Here is a 24,438-nt window from a genome sequence, read left to right as displayed (position 1 = left end):
CTAGCTGAGCCTGAAGGTCGTTGTAACACCACTCGAATCGGTGATCCGAAGGGTCGAGCCGCTGACAACGGCCTGATTGCAATCAAAGCCGCCGCCGAACTGCTCGAAGCACAGTTGGTTGCCTTGGGCCGACCACTGGCCACCGCCAAGCTGCACGCCGTTGCTGCCGGTTACGACCATGAATCCGTCGGCACGCAGGGTCGTGGTTTGCCCTGGGGCACTGTCATTGGACAGTGTTCGGCCCGCCAATTGGCTGCGCAGGTCCGGCGCGGCAACCGGTGCCGGAGCGGGCGCGGGTGCGTTGAAATTGCCGGTCAGGAACGGGCCGGGGCCGACGGCTTCGGGCGGGGCTGTGTCAAGCACGACGCAGCCGGACAGGGCCAGGGCAACAGCTGTCATGGAGCAGAGTTTGAACAGTGTCATCTTGGGACCTTTTGTTCCGTTAAATTATTCGATTGTCCAAATCATCGTGCCGCCATCGGAATAATGGGTCAGCGTATTCCCAGAAATCTGGGCAGGGCCGCAGAATGGCTCACTGACTTCGACACCGAAGCAGAAATTGTTGCCGTTGACCGACCAAGTGCCGTTGACGGGGTTAAAATCGCGTTCCGACGGGCCGTAATAGAAGCGACCGGCAACTTGCCCGCCTGGCATAAGCCTGTGCAGTTCATCGCCGTTGATGAGTTGAGCGCCGCTGAGCCGCTGCGCCAGTGACGCCCCCTGCGGGGCGGTCGTCGGAACGCCAGCCACGCTGGGTCCGGTGACAGGCAACGGGTCGACAATCACGCAGGCCGAAAGGCTGGCGGCCACGGCGGCAAGGATAAGGGACGTGCTACGCATCATTTTGCACCTTTTTTCTTTCAGAGGGTATTGAGAGCGTCTGAGGGATCAGACGATGTTCCAGTAAATCGGTGCACCGCCGCCATCGCTTAGAAATTCTAGCTGACCGTTGGTCAGATAGGCTGTGCCGCACAGGGACTCGAGCCGGTTGGCAAGTTGCACGTTCAGGCACAGCCGGTTTGGACCGCCCGTCCACGTGCCCAACGCTGTGCCATAGGGGCCTCCGTCCCATCGGAAGGTGCCGTCGCTGAAAAAGTTCACGAACTCACCCGGCCGCTGCAAAGCGCGCCCGCGCAGGGACACCCCCCAATTCTCGGCTGCCGGAACGGCGGCCCCGGTAGGCGTCGTGCCGGTTCCGTTTGGCGCGACCACGACGCAGGCAGACAGCACGCTAAGCGCCGTCGCAATGGACGCCGCAGTTATAAAGGATTTCATGACGTTAGACCTTCCCCCAGTGTGGGATGACCTTACGGAATGGCCTATGAATTGCAAGTCTGCGCGGCGCCCCTTCAGTGGGGCTGATACGCCTCACGCGTTGCATATGGGACGGGCCATGCGTATAGCCCGCGCGGAACGCTGCCCTTGCCTTACGGAGCCTGACCCATGTCGAACGCGCAACTGGAAACCGCCATCGAAGCCGCCTGGGAGGCGCGCGATCAGATCACGCCCGCCACAACCGGTGAAACGCGCGAGGCCATCGAAGATACGCTGAACGCGCTCGACAGCGGGTCGCTGCGTGTGGCGGAAAAGCAGGACAGCGGTGATTGGCACGTCAACCAGTGGGCCAAGAAGGCCGTGCTGCTGGGCTTCCGCCTGAAGGACATGGAGATGCAGAGCGGCTCGGCCCAAGGCGGATCCTGGTGGGACAAGGTCGACAGCAAGTGGAAGGGCTGGGGCGAGAATGAATGGGGCGCGGCTGGCTTCCGCGCGGTGCCCAACTGCGTCGTGCGCAAGTCGGCCTACATCGCGCCCGGCGTGGTGCTGATGCCGTCCTTCGTGAACCTCGGCGCCTATGTGGATAGCGGCACGATGGTCGACACTTGGGCCACCGTCGGGTCCTGCGCGCAGATCGGCAAGAACGTGCACCTGTCGGGTGGCGTGGGCATCGGCGGCGTGTTGGAGCCGATGCAGGCGGGCCCCACGATCATCGAAGACGATTGCTTCATCGGCGCGCGGTCGGAAGTGGTTGAAGGCTGCATCGTGCGCGAGGGCTCCGTCCTTGGCATGGGCGTGTTCATCGGCAAATCCACGAAAATCGTGGATCGTGAAACAGGCGAGGTCATGTATGGCGAAGTGCCTGCGGGTTCAGTCGTTGTTGCAGGGTCGATGCCGTCGAAGAATGGCGTGAACCTCTACTGCGCCGTGATCGTGAAGCGTGTGGACGCGCAGACGCGGTCGAAGACTTCCATCAACGAACTCCTGCGCGATTGATGCACAAACGCGCCTTGCTTGGTCTGGCCCTGTTCGCCTGTCTCTTGGCGTCGGGTTGGGCCTGGCAGCGTTTGGCCGAGGATAGCGTTTCCACGGAGTATCAAGGCAGCTTTGTCCGCATCACTGTGATGGAGAGCAGGGAGGCGCTGTGCGCGGATACTCCTGACACGCCCCCGGCAGGCATTCTTCGCGTGGACGCCGACCGCGTCACGACCGTGGGTGGCACGTGCGAGATCGCTAGGATTAACGTGATCAGCGAAGACACGACTGAAGGGCGCTCGTACACACACGAGCTTGGCCTTGATTGCGGCGGGCAAGGCGCGGGGCCGGGTGGAGTCGATGCCACGCTTTGGATCACCGCGCGGGCTGAGATGACAAGCTATCTTGCGATGGACGATGGCGGATATGTCGAAGCCCATGCGACCTACATGCGGTGCCCGGGCGTACCTGTCCAATAACGCGCCTTTTTCGTGAATCCCGGTTTTCGTGATACACAAACCTTCATCATTGGAGGAACGATCATGCAGGGCTTGGGTTGGATTGCCGCCATATTCGTAGGTGGCCTCGCCGGTTGGATCGGCTCGCGCATCATGGGGGCCAATACAGGGCTTCTGTTGAATATTTTCCTAGGGATCGTCGGTGCGATGGTGGCGAATGTCCTTTTGGGCCTGATCGGGATCAACGCATCAGCAACCTGGCTGGCCCAAGGGGCCGTGGGCCTGTTGGGGGCCTGCATCCTGATTGCGGGCTGGCGGATGATCCGCGGGCGCTGAAAATTCCGCGACGGAAAACGGGGCGGGCTTCGTGGAACGAAAAGGACCACACAGAGAGAGCCCATCATGTACCGCACCTTCGCCCTAACGGCCCTTCTGGCAGCACTTGTTGCCGGGCCGAGCCTTGCCCATGAAAACGACGTCTCCATCACCCGGCAAGGCGATCAGCTTTGCATTACTTCAAACGGCAGCCCGGACCACGACATTGGATCGTTCCCAAATTCGGGCAACCCGCACAGCTTCGAGGCGCAAACCGTCTCCGTCTGTGTGGATGGTACGCCGACCTATACAGGCCAGATGACGACAGAGACGCATTCATCGGGCATTTCAGTCACCGGTATCCTGTTCCGCCCCGGCACAGCTGACTACTACGACGCGTCCAGCCCGCGCGGTCATTCCCGTGATCCGTCCAGCGGCTGGAACCTGGAGGGCATGGGCTCGGCCGAGGCGCTTGGCATGGATGCCGCCAACGCTCATGTCGATCATCGCGGGCTCTATCACTATCACGCCGTTGCGGATGCCTTCCTCGACAATCGCGACGACACCCTCATCGGGTGGGCCGCCGATGGGTTCGAGATCCACTATGTCGGCGATCAGGCGCAATCATCCTGGCAATTGCGCGACGGCACCCGCGTCACGGCACCCTACGGGGCCTATGACGGCAGCTATGAGGAGGATTGGGCATTCGTCGCTGGGTCCGGCAATCTCGATCAGTGCAACGGCGCGATGATGGACGGCGAATATGTCTATTTCGCCACCGATACCTTCCCGTTTTTCCCGCGCTGTTTCATGGGTGAGGTCAGTTCCGATTTCACCGGCCGCCCCTGACGCGGCTTGACAGGTCCTGCCCTCCTGCGCCATCCGCGCGGGATGGCAGACAAACCGAAAAAACCCAAAAAGAAGCATGACGTCTACACCCTGCTGGTGCAGGTCGGGCGCAAGGACGGCGATGGTTTGCCCGAAGGCTCAACCGGCGCGGGGCTGTTGTGCTTTGCCAGCGGCGTCGATGAGGCCGAGGCGGTGCGCGAAACCGTGGCCGTTCTGAAGCAAGCAGATCTGAACCCGCTGGATGTGACTGGATACGGCACGCGGACCGAACGCGAAGCTCAGGGCGATGAGATCAACGACGAAGAACGCGGCCTGATGGATCGTGCGTTGGCCGAGAATGCCGTGATCGTCGTGCAGATGACGCCGTTCTTTGATGGTGAGGAAAAGGGTTAGGCCGCCCGCGAATTGGCTGTCAGCAAAGCCCGGGCCGAGGCGCGATCAAGCAAGGGCAGCGACGGCGTGAGGTCGCTGTCGCTTGGGTCTGCGGCCTGTGCCAAATTGGGATCGCCCAAGGCCATTACGTCGCCCAGATGCGCGGTCTCGATCGGGCAGTTTTCCACCAGGATACAGGCCGGATCGTCCAGCATCATGTGATAGAAGGTGCGCACGGCCTGATGCCGGTCGCGGAACACAGCGCGTCCGTTGGCCAGATCGCCGACCTGCGCCAGAACGGCATCTGTCCCGCACAGGTAATCCACCACCGGACCTGTCTGTAAAATCCGCGTTTGCGGTGTGACGATCAAATCGCGGGCAAGCCCAAAATACGGCGCGCGCAGGCGCATCGGGGCGTTGCGGCCCATGCACAGGCGGGGCCGCGCTTCGATCCAGCGCAGGGGGTGCGCCTCACCACTGGCGTCAAGCAGCATGTCGCCAGCTTGCAAAGCGTCTACAGGGCGCGGCCCCTGATCCGTGGCGATGATCGCGCCGCTTTCCACGCCGGGCAGATCGGTTGCAGGCACCAGATCCGGGGCGACGGCTGCGATATGGGCCACTTTCAGATAGCCCTCGGCAGCCGGGCAGGCCTCCGCCATTGTCGCAAGATGGGCCAGACCGGCGCGCAGGCTTTGGGTGCGGCCCTGATCGAAGTTCGTCACGTCGAATGTGTCGTTCCGACCCTCAGCGCAGGTGACGTAGCGCAGGCCGACCGTCTCGCCGGTGCGCATCATGTTGGGCGCGGACATCAGATCAATATCGCCATGCACAAGGCGCAGGGCGTTGTCGGGCATCAGGTAGATGGTGATGGCCTTGCCGGGATCGGTGGACATGCCACGCCAAAGCCGCAGGGGCACTTGCCTCGGTTGCGCACGCCCACGCTTGGTCAAAGGTCTTCGGGGACCGGAGAGTTCAAGCCACAGGGTCATGGAGCGTAGCGGCGCGTCGCTGAAGGCTTGCGGCGCTTTCAGGACACGGCCCTCACTCCATATGGCATGCCATGACATGGACCCGACGGCTCCGGTCAACCCAGCATCGCGCGGGCCTCAAACCCGCGCAGGGGAAGGCGGGCGGCTGGCCCGTAGCCATGTTTCGTCTCCGGGTCGATTTCGGGGAACAGCGTCAGGACCTCCTCCTGAACAGCGGCATCCAGATCGTTCATCACGGTGGGGCCGGGCAGGAAACTTTCGGTCGCCAACCCTTCGGACCAGATGATCTGATGCTTATCGAACAGCAGGTGGAAATATTCGACCTCGCCATTGTCCGTCTCATCCTTGGCCAACACCCGGACAGAGCATTCGTTGACCAGATCCTTGGCCGCGACCAGAACCTCATCTTCGCCAAACATCAGCTCGGCCATCCAGTGAGTCAGCATCACGCGGTGCTGGGGCGAGACGACCAGACGGCGGTGCATCCCGAACGTGCCGGCTTCGATCACGACGGGGGCAAAGCGCCCCTCTGCAGCCACCTTGCGGGTTCCGATCCAGCGGATCGGTTGCAGGCCATTGTCGCGTGTTTCAACCATGTCGCCGGGCATGAGGTCTTCGACCGGCTTTTCTCCGCTATCGGTCAGGATCATGGTGCCCCGAACAAAGCAGGGAATGGCCGTGACCGTGACAAAGGCGGTGTCGGTGATGCCGGTGCCGTCATCGGCGGTGTAGGTGAAGTTGATGCTTTCCGGGGCGGTCAGGCCGCTTTGGCTGGCCGGGGGAACGATCTGCAGATCGCCCGACAGCAACAGCGTGATCTCATGGCCCGAGGACAGGGTCACGGTATCGCCCGGGTTCACCTCGATTCCGTTGATATGGGTGATGAACGCCACCCCGCCCGATGTCGGGTCATTGGCCAGCACATCAAGGATCGCAGTGATCCCTTCCTGCCGCGTGACCGCATCGTCCATCGCGATGAATTCACCTTGCAAAGAGTCCGCTGCGATCAGGACCGAACTGTCGTAATTTGCATCCGCCACATCCGCGATACCAATCTTGATATCGTTGGGCACACCGTTGTTGACCGGGATCACCAGCGACAATGTCACCGTGAAGCCATCCATCTCGGTGTTGTAATCATCGTTGGTGTTGTCGTTGAACAGGGTCGCATTCTCGGTCTGGTTGACCGAGTTGATCTGCGTGACGTTCACCGTGGGCGAGGTCACGAGGTTACCGTTGATCCAGACCCCCACCGCGTCGTTGTAGATCGAGCCCGAGAATTCCGGATATTCCTCGGACGCGAAGGTGAACTGCATTGTGATGAAGTCGGTGGTCGGGGTGAAGTTCACCTCCATAAACGACGCGTCAAATGTGCTCCCGCCAGCCAGCGCGTTGAAATCGGCGTCGTTGTTTGGGCCGGACGTATTGGTCGACTCGTTACCCTGCCGGTTCGGATCGCCATTGGACCGCGTGATGTCGCTGGCCCGCCCTGTCGACAGGATCACGCCCGTGTCCGACGGGGTCAGCGCGTTGGAGACGCTGTCGCCGTTCGTGTAGATGCCCGACGATTGGCTCCAGCCCGTATAGCTCGCGGAATTCACCGTCGTGCCGGGCCCGAAGATCGTGTTGGCCATCTGCAGCGCAGTGGCGGACGTGTTGATTGGTAGCTCTTGTCCCGTCGCGGGCATGGCCTGCCTTCACCCTTCTTGGGCCGAGGTCTGGCAAGACATCACACGCGGTCACACAAGTGCCGCACGGCCCAAAGCCCATGCGGTCAATGCGAATGCTCTCGTTACTCTACTCGATGCGGCGCCTTGTTTTTATGGCGTCCACTGCCTGCCTCGGCGTATTTTTATACGTTTGCTTAACATATGGGCTGTGGATAAATCCAAGTTTCCGCCGTGTCGGCGACATGTTCGTGCCGCATTGTGGTCTCTCTGCCACGCCGATAGGTTAGGATTTCACCTGCGTGTTCCGAGGTTTCCATGCCCACTTCCCCCATTGATCCCGTCGCCCTGACCGCCGATCTGATCCGCTGCAACTCAGTCACGCCGCTGGAAGGCGGGGCGCTGGTGCTATTGGAAAAACTGCTGTCGGAGGCCGGTTTCGCCTGCACGCGCGTGGATCGGGGCGGCATCGCGAACCTCTACGCGAGATGGGGCGAGCGCGGGAACGGCAAGGCATTCGGATTCAATGGCCATACGGATGTGGTACCAGTAGGGGACGAGGCCGCGTGGACCTTCCCGCCCTTCGGCGCTGAGGTCGACGGCGACTGGATGTATGGGCGCGGTGCCACCGACATGAAATCCGGCGTCGCCGCTTTCGCCGCCGCCGCCATCGACTTTGTCCGCGACACCCCGCCCGACGGCGCGGTTGTGCTGGCCATCACCGGCGATGAAGAGGGCGAAAGCACCGACGGCACCATCGCGCTGCTAGATTGGATGACCGAGGCCGGCGAACGCATGGACCATTGCATCGTGGGGGAGCCGACCTGCCCCGAACAGATGGGCGACATGATGAAGATTGGCCGTCGCGGCGCGCTGACCGCTTTCTTCGAGGTCATCGGCAAACAGGGCCATTCCGCCTACCTGCACAAGGTCATCAACCCGATGCCCGCCGTAGCGCTTCTGGGCCATCGCCTGTCGTCCCATGTGCTGGACGAAGGCACTGATCATTTCGACCCCTCGACTTGCGCGATCACCACCATCGATACCGGCAATCCGGCCAACAACGTGATCCCCGCCAAGACGCGGATGACCGTGAACCTGCGCTTCAACGATCTGCACACGGGCGAGAGCCTGACAGAGTGGATGCGGAGCGAGGCAGACAAGGTCGCCACTGAGACCGGCACCCGGATCGAGATGACCACGAAACTCAGCGGCGAGTCCTTCCTCACGCCGCCGGGTGACTTGTCCTCTCTGATCGCCAGCGCCGTTCAGGCCGAGACAGGCCGAACGCCCGAGATGTCCACCACCGGCGGTACCTCGGACGCGCGGTTCGTGAAAAACCACTGCCCGGTCGTGGAATTTGGCCTTGTCGGCCACCGCATGCATCAGGTCGATGAACGCGTCCGCATCAGCGACATACACGACCTCAAACGCATCTACACGCGGGTGCTGACGGATTACTTCGCCTGATCGTTAATAAGGCTAACGCCCGCCCTTCGGGCGTCCTCGCAGCGGGTCCGGTCTGGGCGCGCTCTGCCCTTTCATCTTGCCAAAAAAACTCCCCCGGAGGGTCCGGCCTTTCGACACGCGCGCGCCGGTCGCCCATTTCCCCCATGACGCCCCCACGCACCCATGATACGCCCAAAGACATGAGCAGCCTTCCCTCCAAAGACGACCTCCTCGCTTGGATCAATGACAATCCCGGCAAGCGGACCAAGCGCGACATCGCGAAGGCCTTTGGCATCAAGGGCGCGGCGCGGATCGACCTCAAGCGTATGCTGAAGGAACTGGAGGCAGAGGGGCATATCGAGAAGAAGGGCCGCCTTTACCGCGATCCGGGCAAGCTGCCGCCGGTGGGCGTGCTGATCGTGCAAGCCCCTGACAGCGACGGCGATCTATTTGCGCGCCCGATGAACTGGGATGGCGAAGGGCCAGAGCCGCGCATCCTGTTCACGCCCCGCCAGAGCGATCCGGCGGTGGGCGAGGGCGACCGTATCTTGGCCAAGCTGTTCGAAGCCGATGGCGAAGACCACCAGTACACCGCCAAGCTGATCCGCAAGATCGGGACGAACCCCCGCAAAATCCTCGGCATCTTCCGCAAGTCCGATGAGGGCGGGCGCATTTCGCCGATCTCGAAGGGGTCGGACAAGGAATGGATCGTACGTTCCGGTGACACGCACGGCGCCAAGGATGGCGAGTTGGTCGAGGGCGAGCTGGCCGGGCCAAAAGCGCGGATGGGACTGCCGCGCGCGCGGATCACGGACCGTCTGGGCGATCCCGGTGCGCCCCGCGCTGTGTCACTGATCGCGATCCACGAAAACGGCATTCCGGATGCCTTCCCTGACGCCGTAGTGGCCGAGGCCGACGCCGCCAAACCTGCCACAATGAAAGGTCGCGAAGATCTCCGCGATCTGCCGCTTGTCACCATCGACCCGGCCGATGCGCGCGACCACGACGATGCGTGCTACGCCCATGCCGATACCGATCCGAAGAACGAAGGTGGCCATGTCATCTGGGTCGCCATCGCCGATGTCGCCCATTACGTGCGCCCGAGCTCTGCTCTGGACCGCGAGGCGCGCAAGCGGGGCAATTCCACCTATTTCCCCGACCGGGTTGTACCGATGCTGCCTGACACACTGTCAGGCGACCTTTGCTCGCTTCACGAAGGCGTCGACCGCGCCGTGATCGCCGCGCGCATTGTCATCAATGCGGAGGGCCAGAAGCGCGGCCACAGCTTCCACCGCGCGCTCATGCGTTCCCCCGCCTCGCTGCACTACGAAGAAGTGCAGGCCGCGCAGGACGGCAGCCCCAACGACCGCACCGCACCGCTGCTCGACGATGTCATTCGTCCCCTGTACGCGGCCTACGACGCCCTCGTCACTGCCCGTGAAAAGCGGCAACCGCTAGAACTCGACCTGCCCGAACGCCGCATTGAACTGAGCGAGGATGGCAAGGTCACGTCCGTCGCCTTCAAGGAACGCCTCGACGCCCACCGGCTGATCGAAGAATTCATGGTGCTGGCAAATGTCTGCGCGGCGGAGACCTTGATCGCCAAGCGCACCCCGCTCCTGTTCCGGGTGCATGAGGAACCCTCGCCTGAAAAACTCGACGCACTGCGCGAGGTTGCGCAGGCCTCCGGCCTGACGCTGGCCAAGGGGCAAGTGCTCAAAACCTCGCATCTTAACGCCCTCCTGACCCAGGCCAGTGAAGAGCATTCCGAGCTGATCTCCATCTCCACCCTGCGCTCAATGCAGCAGGCGTACTACAATGCTGAAAACTATGGCCATTTTGGCCTGGCGCTGCAGCACTACGCGCATTTCACCTCACCCATCCGCCGTTACGCCGACCTGATCGTGCACCGGGCGCTGATTGCCGCTCATGGCTGGGGCAAGGACGGGTTGCAGCCGGAAGAGATCGACCGGCTCGACGAAACGGCCAAGCTAATCTCAGACACTGAGCGTCGGTCCATGGTGGCCGAACGCGACACGAATGACCGCTACCTCGCCGCCTATCTGTCGGACCGGGTCGGGGCGGAGTTCGCGGGCCGCATCTCAGGCATCGCGCGGTTCGGCGTGTTCGTGAAACTGGATGAAACTGGGGCGGATGGCTTGCTGCCGATGCGGTCCCTGGGCGACGAATACTTCCACTTCGATGCCGAGGCGCAGACGTTGATGGGGGCGGATTCCGGCCTCGTGATTGGAATTGGCGACAGGGTAAAGGTCAAACTGGCCGAAGCGGTTCCCGTCACAGGCGGGCTGATCCTGGAACTGCTGGAACATGACGGCCGCGCACGGCCCACCACACGCCGTTCCAACCGCCGCAAAGCACCCACGCGCCGCAAGGCCGGGGCCAGCAAAGGCAAACGCACGAAACTGCGCAAGAAGGCGGCGCGGAAGGCGAAGTAACCCTGCAGTAACCGGTTTTGCAGCAAAATATGCGGCAAGACTCCGCCCACATGCCGCTTATCGCTGTGAATATTGCGCGAAATCGCTATATTGTTGCGTAATCGAGCACAATGAAACGCGCGCCTGACGATGATCCGCTTGAGCCTTTTCCTTACGGTTGCTGTCGCTGCACCGGCCCTGGCCGCGCCGCCAAGCGCGTCGCCTTTCCCTTTGCCGCGCCCAGAATGGTCAGTCTCGGCCCCGGCTGAGGTGCAAGCCACGACCTTGCCGCGCGTGGTGGTCGAGGTGATCGACGAGGCCGTACCTGAGCCCGAACCTGTTGATATAGCCACACTCGCCGCAAACGCGATCGAGGCGGCGGATGACGCTGAGCCGACAGCAACGCCCGAAATCAGCCCGCTGGCCGCAGCGACCTCCCCCCGCCCCACGCCGCGCGGTGATATACCCGAAAGCTTTCTTGAGGAGGCGGAAGAGCGCGGTCGCGCGTATGACGCCGCCCTCGCCGCGCGCAGTGCGGAACCCACGCGCGATCCCGATTTCCTCGCCTGGATCACCGATTTCCAATCCCGCGCCCGCGCTGCCGGTATCTCCCAAGGCACGCTGAACCGAGCCTTTGAAGGGGTGCAATTGCAGGAAGGTGTGCTGGAACGCGACCGCAATCAGGCCGAATTCTCCCGCGCATTATGGGATTACCTGGATACCGCCGTGTCCGATGCCCGCATCCGCAATGGGCGCGATAATCTGGCCGAATGGCGGACCACGCTGGGCCGGATCGAAGAGCAATATCAGGTTGAAGCCGAGGTGGTCGTCGCCGTCTGGGGCCTGGAAAGCGCCTATGGCGCGACACGCGGTTCCACCGACATAATCGCCGCCATGGCGACGCTGGCCTATGACGGGCGGCGGCAGGAGTTTTTCGAAGAACAGCTGATTGCCGCCCTGCAGATCCTGCAATCGGGCGACACCTCACCCCGCAACATGGTCGGCTCATGGGCAGGGGCCATGGGCCATACGCAGTTCATGCCGACGAGCTATTTGGAATATGCGCAGGATTTCAATGGCGATGGGCGGCGTAACATCTGGGGCGACAACCCGGTCGATGCGCTGGCCTCCACCGCACATTATCTGGCTGAGCATGGCTGGACCTATGGCCAGCCCTGGGGGCTGGAGGTGCGCTTGCCCGAAGGGTTCGACTACCGCCTTGCGGGCGAACAGGAACGGATCGGCGTGGCCTTCTGGAACGGGCAGGGCGTTCGGTTGATGAATGGCGATCCGATCCCGGATCACGGCCCGGCCTCGCTGCGTTTGCCGATGGGGGCCGAGGGGGTGGCGTTGATCACCTTCAACAATTTCCGCGTGATCGAGCGCTACAATCCCGCCGACGCCTACGTGATCGCGATTGGACATCTGAGCGACCGGATCGAGGGCGGACCCGATTTTCGCGCGAGCTGGCCGCGTGGCGACCGCGCTCTCAGTTTTGCGGAACGGCAGGAGATGCAGCGGCACCTTCAGGCCGCTGGCTATTACGCCGGCAATATCGACGGGTTGGTCGGGCCGATCACCATCGCCGCTGTGCGCGCCTATCAGGAAGGGCAGGGGCTGGTGCCGGATGGCTATGCCTCTCTGTCGATCCTGGAGCGGTTGCGGAACGGGTAAAAGGGGGCGCTGCCCCCTTACGCGCCTTTCCCATGGGGAAAGACGCTGACCCCCGAGGTATTTTTGAAACAAGGAAGATGGGACAGCTGCGAGGAGACCCGCAGGGTCGAGGAGGGGTCAGGTCGGCGTAACCTTTGCGCCGATGGACAGCGCGCCGGGTGTGAGTACTTTGGCGCACCAGCCGCCATGGCTGCGCATGGCGTTGTAACCACCGGGCCCGAGGGCGGCTTCCATGCGCGAACAGGGGGCGCAGGGAATGGTGATCTCAATCACCGCTTCCCCCAGTTGCAGCTGTTTGCCGCGCAGGGCCGAGAGGTTCAGGCCTGAGACCACGAGGTTGCGGCGCAGCGTTTCCGGGGCAACCGCATCAATATGCGCCAAGGCTGCGATCACCGGTAAGTGTTCCGCCTGGATCAGCGTCACCGCACGTTTACCGGGGCGGGCATGGTCGCCCTCCAGCCCGGCGTCGCGCAGATGGGCGCTGTCCACCGCCGTGATCCCGGCCAATCGCTCAGGGCGCAGGCCGATCCAGTCGATGCGTCCGGGGCCTGCATGGCGGGCCGTCAGGGTGGCGAGGGTTTCCATGGGGTTTTCCTATCAGTGGTTGGACTCGACTCCCAGAGGCGCGCGATCTAATTTGAGAACAAAATGTGAACAAACTGCTGCCTGATGTCCACACGCCCTGCCAAATCCCGCGATCCGCAGCGCCGGATCCTGTCGCTCTGGTTCCCACGCCTGGGCGCGGAGCGTGTGTTGCGGGCCGAGCCGGGGCTGGCGGAGGTGGCGCTCGTGACGGTCGCGGAGATTGGCAATCTCCGCCAGCTCGCCTCCACCACGGCCTTCGCCGAGCGTCAGGGCCTGTCACGCGGGCAGGCGCTGAGTGAGGCGATGGTCATGTGCCCTGACATCATCACGCGCCCCGCCGATCCTGCGCGCGAGGCAGCACAATTGGCCGCGCTGCGCCGGTGGGCGGGCAAGTTCAGCCCCTGGGTGTCCGAGGAAGCGCCGGAGGGGTTGATGATCGACCTGACAGGCTGCGCGCATCTGTTCGGGGGGGAGGATCAGCTCTTTGCCCAGGTGCATGAGGATTGCGCCGATCTGGGCCTGAGCGTCTGTGCGGGTATTGCTGATACGGCCGGGGCGGCCTGGGCCCTGGCGCGCTATGCGGGCGGGGGTGGGCTGGCCGAGGGCCGCAATGGCGATGCGATAGATCAGGAGGCGCGTGCGACCCGCTCCCGCGCCAGTAAGCGGCATTGGGTGAAGGGTGGTGCTGCCCCGCAGGCCAAGGTGGCCCGTGGCGGGGTGGCGCGCATCGCCCCGCGTGGTGGCACGCGGCAGGCTATCGGGGCGCTGCCCATCGCTGCCCTGCGTGTGGATGCGGAGATCACGGCCGGTCTCGCCCGGCTGGGTCTGCGCCGCATCGATGATGTGCTTGGCCTGCCCCGCGCCAGCCTAAGCCGCCGTTTCGGGCGCGGGCTGACCTGGCGGCTGGATCAGGCATTGGGGGTGGAGCCTGAGCCGATCTCACCTGCCGCCGCGCCCCTGCATTTCGCCGTCCGCCTCAGCCTGCCTGACCCGATTGGGTTAGAGGAGGATATCCTTGCAGGCCTCGACCGTATGTTGCCGGTGCTGTGCGACAAGCTGCGGGCCAAGGCACGCGGCGCGCGGCGGGCACGGCTGGAGCTGTCCCGTGTCGACAGTACGCGTCAGATCGTCGAGGTGGGCCTCGCCCGCCCCGCCGACCGCCCCGACAAGCTGCGTCCGCTTTTTGCGATGAAACTGGATGAGGTGGATGCAGGCTTTGGCATCGACCAGTTACGCCTTGTTGCCCATGTGACGGAACCGCTGCACACCGCCACCCACAAGGGCGGCCTGATCGCGGCTGAGGAAGCCGCCAAGGCGCGCGGTGAAAGTGATGAGATGGCCGACCTGATCGCCCGTCTCGGGGCGCGTGTGGGGCTGGAGGCGATCCGCCGCGCGCGCCCCGCCGACAGCCATGTGCCTGAGAAAACCGATGTCCCGCTGGCCGCTGCATGGTCCACGGCTGAGGCCCCCGGCACCTGGCCCAAACCGGCCCGTCCCCGGCCCCTGACGCTTTTCCGGCCCGAGCCTGTGAGCGCCCCGGATACGCCTGACATTCCCCCCAGTTTCCGTTGGCGCGGGCGCGTGTTTCAGACCCTCAGCGCAACCGGTCCTGAGCGTATTGCACCCGAATGGTGGCTGGATGATCCGGACTGGCGTTCGGGCGTGCGTGATTACTGGCGGGTGGTCACGGAAGACGGCGCGCGGCTATGGCTTTATTATGCCCATGGCGGGCTCAATTCGGCGGGTTGGTTCGCCCATGGTGATTTTTGCTGAATTGTGGCGATTGGTAACGCTACGGAAACAACCACGCTTAATCATAGTTAATGTATCTTACCTGATTGAAAAATAGCCAAAAACATGGCGAAAAAGAGTCTTCCCAAAGTTTGAATCAAAGTGAACACTAAGGACATACCGAGGGTGACCGGTGTGCCAGCTGCCACTGGCGACACGAACTCCACCGAACCACCCCACATGTGATTAAACAAAAAATGCGCCTGCGGTCCCAAATATGCGCGGCGTGAGGGGATGACACGATGTTGACCGTTCTGCCACTTCTTCTGATTGGCCTTGGCCTCGCTTTCCTGCTGGGCGGGGATGACGATGATGATAACGGGGGTGGCCTGTTCAACCCCGGTCCGACCGGACCTAACGGCACGCCGGGTGATGATGAGCTAACCGTTGATGGCCGGGCCGAGGATGACATCCTCGCCTTTGCGGGTGACGACACCGTCACCGTTGCGGGCCCCGATGATTACCGCATCTTCCTGGGTGACGGGAATGACAGCATCGACCTTGGCGAAGGCAACAGCACGGTCTTCGCGGGTCGTGGCGATGATGTCGTCAATGGCGGCACCGGCCCAGGCTCTGCTGTTTTGGGTGACGGTGATGATACCGTGAATGCCGGTGCAGGCGCGATGTCCGTCAATGGCGGTGCCGGTAACGACGACATGAATGGCGGCGATGGCAATGACACGCTGCTGGGTGGTCTTGGCAAAGACACGATTGATGGCGCAGGCGGCGACGACCTCGTGGCCGGTGGCTTCGGCGATGACAATGTCCGTGGCGGCGCTGGCGATGACACGGTGCTTGGCGATGCCGGCGACGATGATCTGGTTGGCGGTGGAGGCAACGACGTTGTCTTCGACAATGATGGCGCCAGCACCCTGCGCGGCTTTGCCGGGTCCGACACGCTGGATGCATCCGGCTCCGAAGATGGAGATGGCGGCCAGACGCTGAACGGCGGCTATGGCTCGGACCAGGTGATTGGTGATCTGGGCGATGTCCTCTTCGGTGGTGCTGGCAAGGATGAATTCGTCATTAACACCGGCACGGGCGATTCCGCTCTGATGCCTGCGGCCATTCAGGACTACAACCCTGCCGATGACCGCCTGACTTTGGCCGTTGATCTGGCTGAGTTCGGCGATCCGGCGGCCGACGATTTCGAACTGGAAGTCACGACTGCCGATACCGCTGACGGCCTTGCGGTTGCAGTGAATGGTGAAACCTTCGCCACACTGGCCGGTGTGACTGAGAGTGACGAGCTCAAGATCGACGTTGTGACCTCCAACATGGGCACGCCTGTCGGCTTGGAAGAGTTCCGCACCCTCAACGACAACCCCAACACCTTCAACGGCGATGATGACAATGACACCATCAACGGCCTTGGCGGCAATGACGTTCTGAACGGCAATGGTGGCAAGGATGTCCTCGACGGCGGTGAGGGCGATGATACGCTCGACGGCGGTGCCGGTCAGGATGATCTGATCGGTGGCGCAGGCAATGACCGTTTGATCGACCTAGGCGGCCCCAATGTCGGCGCGACTGAAGTGCTTGAGGATGTGCTGTTGGGCGGCGATGGCGATGACACGCTGATCGTCGGTGACGGCAATAGCATGCTGACCGGCGGCGATGGAGTGGATGAGTTCCGCGTCAACCGTACCTATGTCGTTGATCCCGGGGCTGAGCCCACCGGCGAAGTCCTTGTGACCGAAATCGCTGATTTCGAAGTCGCCACGGAAGAGGTAAACATCTCGATCTTTGACGAAACCGCCGCGTCCTCGCTGGCCTTCACCTTGCAGGATGCTGCTGATGCCTCCGGCGTTGAGGTTGTGATTGATGGCGAGGTCTACGTGAAGCTTGCGGGCATCACGACGGCCCAGAACCCCGTGGTGAACGTTGCCTTCGCAATCCCATAAACGGGGCTTCAGGCCACGCGCCTTAGGTGAAATTGCCATCCGCTGCGACGATGTCGGGCGGATGGCATCTTTCTACGAGGACATCCTCGGATTGGAACGGATGGAAGGCAGTGCCGTAGATGGCATTGTCTTCTTTCGTATCAGTGAAGGTTTCGGCGGGCACACACAAATCCTCGCGCTCTTCGACAAAGGCTATGCGGCCCGCCCTGGCCTGCACCCGACCGGATCAAACGCGCCCGAAACCGGTGCCCGATCCTCTCTGCATCACATCGCGCTCAGCCTGCCTTATGCCGAGCAAGACGCCGTAATGGCCTGGTATGACGCCAACGGCTTCACCTATCGGGTGGAGTATTTCGGCTGGGTCGGCTGGCGCGGCGTCTTCACCGAAGATCCTGAGGGCAACACGGTCGAACTCGTCGCATTTCACGCCGATATTCTGGATACCTGAATACAGGTTGCGCGCGTTTTTTCACGCGAAACAATGCGTTCTCAATTTTCAGAAAAATTAACCAAAATCAAAGGTTTACATCTGACACCACGGCTGAACACTAGGGGCGGTCTGCTGCTTTGAAACACGGGGTCCCTCATCATGGAAATCATTCTGCTGCCGCTTCTTCTTCTGGGTCTGGGCTTCGCATTTCTGGACGGAGACGGGGATGACGGCGATGAAGGCACGGCCGTTCCCGGGCCCGAAAGTGAACCTCTGGCCGAGGTTGAAGGCACCGAAAACGGCGACCTGCTGGACGCGGTCGAACCGTCAAACATCATGAGCGGGGAAGGGGACGATACGGTGACCGGTTCCAGCGGCGATGATGTCGTGACCGCAGGTTCCGGCGATGATCTCGTCTTCGCAGGCGCCGGGGATGACCGGATTGATGGCAACCAGAGTGCCGACACCCTGAACGGGGAAGCAGGCGATGATACGATCAATGGCGGCTTCGGATCGGACTCGATCTTTGGCGGGGAAGGCAATGACCAGCTGCGCGGCAGCCGGGGCGACGACCTTCTCGACGGCTTTGATGGAGGGGATCTGATCACTGGCAATCAGGGCAATGACACTCTGGTCGGCGGCGATGGCGATGACACGCTATCCGGTGGCACGGGCGATGACCTTCTGTTCGGCAATCAGGGCAATGATGAACTGTCAGGCGGCGACGGCAATGATGCGCTTTTCGCAGTCGATGGTGGGAACAATACGCTGAGCGGTGGCGCAGGCAATGACCTTCTCGATGCCGTGGCTGAGCCGCTCTATTCGGATCCCGGTGTGGCCAGCACGCTCGATGGAGGCGATGGCAGTGACTTCCTGCGTGGCGATGATGGCGACCAGCTGACCGGCGGTGCGGGCGACGATCAATTCGTCATCTACACCAATGGTCAGGGCGATGCCGTGACCATTACGGACTTCAACCGCACGACAGAGGCCGTGGATATCTTCGTCGACCTGCCTGCCGACCTGATCGCCATGGGCGACACAAGTGTGACCGCCGAAGACCGCGCCGATGGCAGCGGCGTCGATCTGATCCTGAACACCCCGGACGGGGCGCAGACCTTGATCGTCCGCCTCGATGGCTTGACCGATCCGGGCCTGATCGCGGGTCAGCTTACAGTGAGAGCGGCTTAGATCGCCGCTTTGCGCATCTCGTCCAAATAAATCTCACGCAGCCGGGCGGTCACATTGCCCGGCTGACCGGTGCCGACCGCTTCGCCGTCGATCTCCACCACTGGCATCACGAACGTTGAGGCTGAGGTGATGAACGCTTCATCCGCCGCCTTGGCTTCGTCCATCGTGAAGGGCCGTTCCTCCACCTTCATCTGCGCTTCCTTCGCCATCCGCAAAACGGCGGCGCGGGTGATCCCGTGCAGGATCTCATTGCCCAGATGCCGGGTGACGATGGTGTTGCCCTTCACGATATAGGCGTTGTTCGACGTACCTTCAGTCACGACGCCGTCCTCGACCATCCACGCATCATGCGCACCCGCAGCCTTGGCGGCCATCTTGCCCATCGACGGGTAGAGCAACTGCACCGTCTTGATGTCGCGCCGACCCCAGCGCTGATCCTCGATGGAGATCACTTTCATGCCGGTCTTGGCCATCGGATTGTCTGCGAGGCCGGTCTTCGCTTGGGTGAACAGAACAATGGTCGGCTCGGTGTCGTCAGACGGATATGCGAAATCCCGATCCGCCGCGCCGCGTGTGACCTGTAGGTAAATCAGCCCCTCTTCGATCCCGTTCGCCCGCACCAGCTCCCGGTGGATTTCCAGCAACTCGTCTTCGGTCGTCGGGTTTTTCATCTCCAACTCATCGAGGGACCGCTGCAACCGCTTCGCATGGCCGTCAAAGTCGATCAGTTTGCCGTCCAGAACACTCGTCACCTCATACACGCCATCCGCGAACAGGAAGCCCCGATCGAAGATCGAAACGGTCGCCTCATGCTCGGGCAGGTATTGGCCATTGACGTATACGGTGCGGGTCATTCCGGTAGCTCCTTAAATGGGTCTGTTGCTCGTCTAGAGCGTGCTCAGGATCTGTTCAATTGCCCATTCGACGCGCTCGGTCGAATAGCTGTGCCCGCCCTCGAACATGCATATGGTCAGGCCAATGGCATCGAGGTTGAAGCCTGCCGCACATTGCGTCCCAAACGGAAACTCCAAAGGCACGGGCTGCAACACCTGCATATGGCGGCCATACATCTCAATGGCCTGCATCACGTCGCCCTGACGGGTCTGGCCGATAGGGCGTCCCTCCAACGGCACCGTCCGATCCTCGGTGCCATGGATGTGGATGATATGTGCGGGCGGGGCGGGGCAGCTTTCGGGGACCGGCGCCCAGAAAGTGCCTGCGTAGGGCACAAACCCAAGGAACGTGTCACCGCCCATCCCGCAGGCGAGCGTCCAGGTCATCATGCCGCCCGCGCTGAAGCCCGTGGCGATCAGCCGCTCGCGGTCCAGATCGATCCGCCCGGCCACATCCTCGATCACCGCATTGACGTAGTCATATTCCGCAGCTTCCGCCTGGCCCGGATTGCGGGGCCTGTGGGCGAGGTTCCAATCGTCCGCATCCGCATTCATCGCAATGAACGCCATCCCCAGACGATCCGCCATCGCACGCAGGCTCTGGTTCCGCATCGCGCCATTAGCGCTGCCGCGATAGCCATGGGCGTGGAAGAACGCGCCAACCGGCCCTTCAACGCCCTCAGGCATATAATAGCGGTAAGTGCGGTCGCCCAGAACGGTGCAATCGGTATCCGGGCCGCAGGCAAGGGCGGGGGCGGCGAAAAGGCTAAGGACAGCGGCAAGGATCAGGCGCATCGGGAACTCCATCAAAGCATGTGCTTCAAGGGTGGAAGATAGCGCGGCGGGATGCACATCACACCCAAGTGATCATCCCCACAATTCGGCATCCGGCGGATAGACCGTGGACCCGTCAAAGCGCAGCGGCGGCACCCTGTCCTCGGCCAGCAACAGCGGCCCATCCAGATCCACGATCTCCGCCCCCTGCGCCACGATCATCGCAGGTGCCATGGCGAGGCTGCTGCCCACCATGCAACCGACCATCACCTTATAGCCTTCGGCCCGCGCGGCATCCCGCAGGGCCAAGGCCTCGGTCAGGCCGCCGGTCTTGTCGAGCTTGATGTTCACCATGTCGTACTTGCCCTTCAGATCGGGCAGCGACGCGCGGTCATGGCAGGACTCGTCGGCGCAGACGGGCAGGGGGCGTTCGATCTCGGCGAGCATGTCGTCCTGACCGGCAGGCAGGGGCTGTTCCACCATCTGCACGCCTAAGCGCACCAGATGCGGGGCGAGGTCGGTGTAGACCTCCGCCGTCCAACCCTCATTCGCGTCGATGATGATCGGCGTCTTGGGCGCACCCGAGCGCACCGCTTCAAGCCGCGCCATATCACCGGCGCTGCCAAGCTTGATCTTCAGCAAGGGCCGCGCGGAATGCTTCGCCGCCGCCGCGCGCATCTTATCCGGCTCATCCAGTGACAGCGTATAAGCACTCACCACCGGCCCCGGCGCAGGCTCCCCCAGCAAGTCCCACGCGCGCATGCCGGTCGCCTTGCACTCCGCATCGATGATCGCGCAATCCACAGCATTCCGCGCCGCGCCCGCAGGCATGGCCTTACTGTCACCATTGTCGATGTAACCCTGAATCTGCGCCTCAACGCTCTCCAGCGTCTCGCCATACCGCGCATAGGGCACGCATTCGCCGCGCCCCTTGCCACTTGCCCCTTGATCAATCTCGAACGTCAGCACCTGCGCCTCGGTCCGCGACCCGCGAGAGATCGTGAACACTTCTGCCAGTTTGAAGGCGTCGCGCGTGATCTTGAACATTACATGGCTTCCAGCGCGTCACACAACTTGACCGCGCCCTGGCGGAACGGATCGCAGGTGGGCAGGCCCATCCGCTTCTCCACGCCTTCCAAGTACGAGAACGCTTCATCCTCGCCCAAAGCCGCCGTGTTGACCGAAATCCCCACAACCTCCGCCTTCGGGTTGGCGATCCGCGCGAGCGGCAGTGCCGTGTCCCGCAGCGCCTCAAGCGAGGGCAATTCATAGGTTGGCAGGCCGCGCATATGCTTGCGGGTCGGCTCGTGCGACAGGATCAGCGCGTCAGGCTGCCCGCCATGGATCAGCGCCATGGTCACCCCGGAATAGGAGACATGGAACAGGCTGCCCTGACCCTCGATCATGTCCCAGTGGTCGTCATCATTGTCAGGCGTCAGCCACTCCACTGCACCAGCCATGAAGTCCGCAATCACGGCGTCGAGCGGCACACCATCTCCGGTCACCAGAATGCCCGTCTGACCCGTGGCCCGGAACGAGGATTTCAGCCCACGCGCCTTCATCTCTTTGTCCATCGCCAGCGCCGTGTACATCTTGCCTGCCGAACAGTCGGTGCCCACAGCCAAGCAACGCTTGCCAGACCGTTTGATGCCGTTTGCAATCGGGTAATCCACCGATGGGATACGAACATCGTGCAGCTCGCGGCCATAATCCTTGGCAACGGCCACCAGATCAGGCTCATCCCGCAGCAAGTTGTGCAGGCCCGAGGCAAGGTCGAACCCCTCGCTCAGCGCCTCGATCAGAACGCGCTTCCACGCGCTTGAGATCACGCCACCCCGGTTGGCAACGCCCACCACAAGCGTCTTCGCGCCGGAGGCCTTAGCTGCGGCCAAATCCATATCCGCCACTTTCACATCCGCGCCACAGCCATCCATGCGGAACTGACCGATGACATTTTCAGGGCGCCAGTCGCGGATGCCTTGGGCAACCTTTGCGGCAAGCTGGTCGGGCGCATCGCCCAAGAACAGGAGGTACGGTGTTTCGATCATGGCTGTGCATCCCCGGGGCCGAATTATTTCGAGTCGCACCATATGTGCGACCCGGCGCAATTACTTCGGAAAGGCTGCCTGCGATAAGGCCAGAGGTGGGAGAATATCGCGCCAATGCCCCATCATGTGGGGAAAGCGTGCATCTCGCTTAAGCTTTGGACAGCAATCCAACCGGGCGGTTAGCCGCTTGCTCAAAATCCACCGGTGGATTCGGTACCGCTGCGGTGTTCCGCTTAAAGTCGTACCGCATCAGATCTCCAGCCTCGGCCGAGGCGACGATCAGGGCTTGGTACAGGTGGCGCGGACCTTCGTAGATATCGACCAGACCGCGCAGGCGGGGGGCCTCATCCGTGGCCACGGCAAAGCCGTTGTCCGACATCTCAAGGATTGCGAACGCCTCATCCCCGATATGGACAGAGCGTGTGGCGCGTTTGCGCTTGGTTTTGCGGTGCGCAGCGGCCAGTTGGTCGCGCAGCTCCTTGGGCAGATATTCGGACATTGCATCCTCAGGGGTCGGATAAAGGCCGTTCGATCAATAACTTGGCTGTGGTTAATGTCAGGTCAATGACGGAACTCCGCCGATTTAGCGGCATTGCAGCATGGATGGTGGACTTGGGCGCTGATCCGCCCGATTCTGTTGGAAATTGCGGAAATGCGGCAGCGCAGAGAACTTATATAAGAATTGCGCGCTATCTGTCAGTCAACTTGAGCGGGTTGCAAAAATACCATGTATCACGCCGAAAACGCGGCCCTGAGATTCGTGAATTCCATCGAGGATGACGGCAAGACGCGGGACATAAATGCGTTCCGTGACATGGCAGGATTGCTGCGTCTGGTGGGCGACCCGGCGCTGTCGCAGGCGCGGGCCGTACCGCTGGCTGAGCTTCTGTCGTTTCGTGAGGCGCTCTTTGCCGTTCTGTCGTCCATTGCCTCCGGCAAGTCGCCTGATCCGTCTTATGACGCAGCCGTTCGTGCCGCCATAGCTGCCTCCCTCGCGCGTGCCAATCTCTCACTGTCGTCCGATGGACTGCGCCTTGGTCCTGGCCCATCCAGCACGCAAACGGATGTGCTGGCGCTCTCGGCCTACGCTCTGCTCACGTCCGAGGACGTCCCCCGCCTGTCGGAATGCCATCGATGCACCCGTCTGTTCATCGATCGGGGCCGTGGCAAAGGGCGGCGGTGGTGTGACATGGCCCGCTGCGGCAACCGATCCAAGGCCGAAAGCTTCCGCGCCCGCAAACGCGCTGCAGGAGATTCTGTGCGCTGATGTGGAACCGCCCCTGCGCTCCTGGGCGTTTATGTGCGGAAGGCGGCGGTTTATCTCGCCTCCAAGCACATTAAAGGAGCATTCCCATGGGCCTGTTGATCGACGGCGAATGGCACGACAAGTGGTATGACACCAAGAAATCTGGCGGCGCGTTCAAGCGGCAAGAGGCGTCGTTTCGCAACTGGATCACCGCCGATGGCAGTGCAGGCCCAACGGGCGAGGGTGGCTTCAAGGCCGAATCCGGTCGCTACCACCTCTACGTTTCCCACGCCTGCCCTTGGGCCAATCGCACCCTGATCTTCCGCGCGCTGAAGGGGCTTGAGGATCACATCGACATCTCCGTCGTGCATCCCGACATGCTCGGCGACGGCTGGACTTTCGACGACAGCTACGAAGGGGCCACCGGTGACAGGCTCTATGGCCTCCCCTTCGCCCGCGACCTCTATGTGAAGGCCCAGCCCGACGTGACCACCCGGGTCACGGTGCCGATCCTTTGGGACAAACAACGCGAGACCATCGTCTCCAATGAGTCCTCCGAAATCATCCGCATGTTCAACACGGCCTTCAACGACATCACGGGCAACACCGACGATTACTACCCCACCGACCTGCGTGACCAGATCGACGCCATCAACGCCCGCGTCTATTCCGACGTGAACAACGGCGTCTACAAATCCGGCTTCGCCACCACGCAAGAGGCGTACGACAAAGCCGTCCACACCCTCTTCGACGCGCTCGATTGGCTCGAAGGTATCCTCGCCACCAACCGCTACCTCACCGGCGACCGCCTCACCGAAGCCGACTGGCGCCTCTTCACCACACTCATTCGCTTCGATCTGGTCTACAACCTCCACTTCAAGTGCAACCGCGCGCGGATCGTGGATTACCCCAACCTCTGGGCCTACACGCGCGAACTGTACCAACGCCCCGGCATCGCCGACTGCATCAACTTCGACCACATCGTGCGGCACTACCATTATAGCCACGAGAGCATTAACCCGCACCGCATCATCCCGATCAACCCGGTGATCGACTGGCTTGAGCCTCATGGCCGCGAGGGCTTGCGGGCCGCCTGAATTCAGGCTTCAACCGGGGCC

At 62.3% G+C, this 24,438-nt stretch carries 25 protein-coding genes; 14 read left to right on the top strand and 11 right to left on the bottom strand.

The genetic code is table 11. From position 1 onward, the window contains the following. The 3 genes from V8J81_RS16420 to V8J81_RS16410 are packed head-to-tail and all read right to left on the bottom strand — an operon-like array spanning position 1 to position 1,275. A complete protein-coding gene (locus V8J81_RS16420; RefSeq protein WP_368476827.1) occupies positions 1-423 on the bottom strand; it encodes a hypothetical protein in 423 nt (140 codons plus the stop codon). 24 nt (positions 424-447) lie between these two features. After that, positions 448-840 (bottom strand): hypothetical protein, encoded by a 393-nt coding sequence (locus V8J81_RS16415; protein WP_368476826.1) that lies wholly within the window; start codon positions 838-840, stop codon positions 448-450. A 48-nt stretch (positions 841-888) separates the two neighbouring features. Next, on the bottom strand, positions 889-1,275 hold the full coding sequence (locus tag V8J81_RS16410; protein ID WP_368476825.1) for a hypothetical protein: 387 nt from the start codon (positions 1,273-1,275) through the stop codon (positions 889-891). Between the two features lie 168 nt (positions 1,276-1,443). Here V8J81_RS16410 and dapD point away from each other — a divergent pair, with 168 nt between their 5' ends. The 5 genes from dapD to V8J81_RS16385 all read left to right on the top strand — a co-directional run bounded on the left by dapD (position 1,444) and on the right by V8J81_RS16385 (position 4,265). Then, the gene (dapD, locus tag V8J81_RS16405) at positions 1,444-2,271 is read left to right on the top strand and encodes a 2,3,4,5-tetrahydropyridine-2,6-dicarboxylate N-succinyltransferase (RefSeq protein ID WP_368476824.1); all 828 of its coding nucleotides are present in this window, start codon (positions 1,444-1,446) and stop codon (positions 2,269-2,271) included. Continuing rightward, positions 2,271-2,729 carry a hypothetical protein gene (locus V8J81_RS16400; protein WP_368476823.1) on the top strand — a complete coding sequence of 153 codons (459 nt, stop codon included), beginning with the start codon at positions 2,271-2,273 and terminating at the stop codon, positions 2,727-2,729. The genes dapD and V8J81_RS16400 overlap by 1 nt, the downstream gene beginning before the upstream one ends. Positions 2,730-2,792: 63 nt before the next feature. After that, positions 2,793-3,044, top strand: a complete 252-nt coding sequence (locus V8J81_RS16395) for a GlsB/YeaQ/YmgE family stress response membrane protein (RefSeq protein WP_368476822.1) — start codon at positions 2,793-2,795, stop codon at positions 3,042-3,044. Between the two features lie 66 nt (positions 3,045-3,110). Beyond that, on the top strand, positions 3,111-3,872 hold the full coding sequence (locus V8J81_RS16390) for a YHYH protein (RefSeq protein WP_368476821.1): 762 nt from the start codon (positions 3,111-3,113) through the stop codon (positions 3,870-3,872). Between the two features lie 42 nt (positions 3,873-3,914). Next, positions 3,915-4,265, top strand: a complete 351-nt coding sequence (locus V8J81_RS16385; protein WP_368476820.1) for a DUF8846 family protein — start codon at positions 3,915-3,917, stop codon at positions 4,263-4,265. Here V8J81_RS16385 and V8J81_RS16380 read toward each other — a convergent pair. Next, positions 4,262-5,311, bottom strand: a complete 1,050-nt coding sequence (locus V8J81_RS16380; RefSeq protein WP_368476819.1) for a Hint domain-containing protein — start codon at positions 5,309-5,311, stop codon at positions 4,262-4,264. The genes V8J81_RS16385 and V8J81_RS16380 overlap by 4 nt on opposite strands. A gap of 17 nt (positions 5,312-5,328) precedes the next feature. Then, positions 5,329-6,921 carry a Hint domain-containing protein gene (locus tag V8J81_RS16375; RefSeq protein WP_368476818.1) on the bottom strand — a complete coding sequence of 531 codons (1,593 nt, stop codon included), beginning with the start codon at positions 6,919-6,921 and terminating at the stop codon, positions 5,329-5,331. Positions 6,922-7,218: 297 nt separating this feature from the next. Here V8J81_RS16375 and dapE point away from each other — a divergent pair, with 297 nt between their 5' ends. The 3 genes from dapE to V8J81_RS16360 all read left to right on the top strand — a co-directional run bounded on the left by dapE (position 7,219) and on the right by V8J81_RS16360 (position 12,458). After that, a complete protein-coding gene (gene dapE / locus V8J81_RS16370) occupies positions 7,219-8,370 on the top strand; it encodes a succinyl-diaminopimelate desuccinylase (protein ID WP_368476817.1) in 1,152 nt (383 codons plus the stop codon). 179 nt (positions 8,371-8,549) lie between these two features. Continuing rightward, positions 8,550-10,805 carry a ribonuclease R gene (gene rnr, locus V8J81_RS16365; protein WP_368477665.1) on the top strand — a complete coding sequence of 752 codons (2,256 nt, stop codon included), beginning with the start codon at positions 8,550-8,552 and terminating at the stop codon, positions 10,803-10,805. A 129-nt stretch (positions 10,806-10,934) separates the two neighbouring features. Further along, positions 10,935-12,458, top strand: coding sequence for a lytic murein transglycosylase (locus V8J81_RS16360; protein WP_368476816.1), 1,524 nt, complete (start codon positions 10,935-10,937; stop codon positions 12,456-12,458). Between the two features lie 117 nt (positions 12,459-12,575). On the opposite strand, the gene V8J81_RS16355 is transcribed toward V8J81_RS16360, so the two are convergent. Continuing rightward, positions 12,576-13,043 carry an MOSC domain-containing protein gene (locus V8J81_RS16355; protein ID WP_368476815.1) on the bottom strand — a complete coding sequence of 156 codons (468 nt, stop codon included), beginning with the start codon at positions 13,041-13,043 and terminating at the stop codon, positions 12,576-12,578. An 84-nt stretch (positions 13,044-13,127) separates the two neighbouring features. Here V8J81_RS16355 and V8J81_RS16350 point away from each other — a divergent pair, with 84 nt between their 5' ends. The 4 genes from V8J81_RS16350 (at position 13,128) to V8J81_RS16335 (ending at position 18,359) form a co-directional block, all read left to right on the top strand. Then, positions 13,128-14,816, top strand: coding sequence for a Y-family DNA polymerase (locus tag V8J81_RS16350; protein ID WP_368476814.1), 1,689 nt, complete (start codon positions 13,128-13,130; stop codon positions 14,814-14,816). A gap of 260 nt (positions 14,817-15,076) precedes the next feature. Continuing rightward, on the top strand, positions 15,077-16,738 hold the full coding sequence (locus V8J81_RS16345; RefSeq protein WP_368476813.1) for a calcium-binding protein: 1,662 nt from the start codon (positions 15,077-15,079) through the stop codon (positions 16,736-16,738). Next, positions 16,719-17,186, top strand: a complete 468-nt coding sequence (locus V8J81_RS16340; RefSeq protein ID WP_368476812.1) for a VOC family protein — start codon at positions 16,719-16,721, stop codon at positions 17,184-17,186. The genes V8J81_RS16345 and V8J81_RS16340 overlap by 20 nt, the downstream gene beginning before the upstream one ends. Before the next feature lie 141 nt (positions 17,187-17,327). Then, a complete protein-coding gene (locus V8J81_RS16335; protein WP_368476811.1) occupies positions 17,328-18,359 on the top strand; it encodes a calcium-binding protein in 1,032 nt (343 codons plus the stop codon). Here the strand turns inward: V8J81_RS16335 and V8J81_RS16330 are convergent. The 5 genes from V8J81_RS16330 to V8J81_RS16310 form a co-directional block, all read right to left on the bottom strand. Further along, a complete protein-coding gene (locus V8J81_RS16330; protein ID WP_368476810.1) occupies positions 18,356-19,213 on the bottom strand; it encodes a D-amino-acid transaminase in 858 nt (285 codons plus the stop codon). The two genes, V8J81_RS16335 and V8J81_RS16330, sit on opposite strands and share 4 nt — an antisense overlap. Positions 19,214-19,246: 33 nt before the next feature. After that, a complete protein-coding gene (locus tag V8J81_RS16325) occupies positions 19,247-20,059 on the bottom strand; it encodes a CE1 family esterase (RefSeq protein ID WP_368476809.1) in 813 nt (270 codons plus the stop codon). 60 nt (positions 20,060-20,119) lie between these two features. Beyond that, positions 20,120-21,073: an N-acetyl-D-Glu racemase DgcA gene (gene dgcA / locus V8J81_RS16320; RefSeq protein WP_368476808.1), complete on the bottom strand. Its 954-nt coding sequence runs from the start codon at positions 21,071-21,073 to the stop codon at positions 20,120-20,122. Continuing rightward, entirely contained in the window at positions 21,073-22,074 is a 1,002-nt protein-coding gene (dgcN, locus tag V8J81_RS16315) for an N-acetyltransferase DgcN (RefSeq protein WP_368476807.1), read from the bottom strand. Before dgcN ends, dgcA begins: the two co-directional genes overlap by 1 nt. Positions 22,075-22,222: 148 nt before the next feature. Further along, complete coding sequence (locus V8J81_RS16310; protein ID WP_368476806.1) at positions 22,223-22,573, bottom strand: hypothetical protein; 351 nt, start codon at positions 22,571-22,573, stop codon at positions 22,223-22,225. Between the two features lie 228 nt (positions 22,574-22,801). On the opposite strand from V8J81_RS16310, the gene V8J81_RS16305 reads away from it, so the two are divergent. After that, on the top strand, positions 22,802-23,341 hold the full coding sequence (locus V8J81_RS16305; protein ID WP_368476805.1) for a CGNR zinc finger domain-containing protein: 540 nt from the start codon (positions 22,802-22,804) through the stop codon (positions 23,339-23,341). Between the two features lie 86 nt (positions 23,342-23,427). Further along, on the top strand, positions 23,428-24,417 hold the full coding sequence (locus V8J81_RS16300) for a glutathione S-transferase family protein (protein WP_368476804.1): 990 nt from the start codon (positions 23,428-23,430) through the stop codon (positions 24,415-24,417). The last annotated feature ends 21 nt before the right edge of the window (positions 24,418-24,438 follow it).

It is taken from the genome of Gymnodinialimonas sp. 202GB13-11 (assembly GCF_040932485.1).
Classification (GTDB): Bacteria; Pseudomonadota; Alphaproteobacteria; order Rhodobacterales; family Rhodobacteraceae; genus Gymnodinialimonas; species Gymnodinialimonas hymeniacidonis.
The sequence above is the reverse complement of the archived record's forward strand: the minus strand, read 5'-3'. Positions and strand labels throughout refer to the sequence as shown.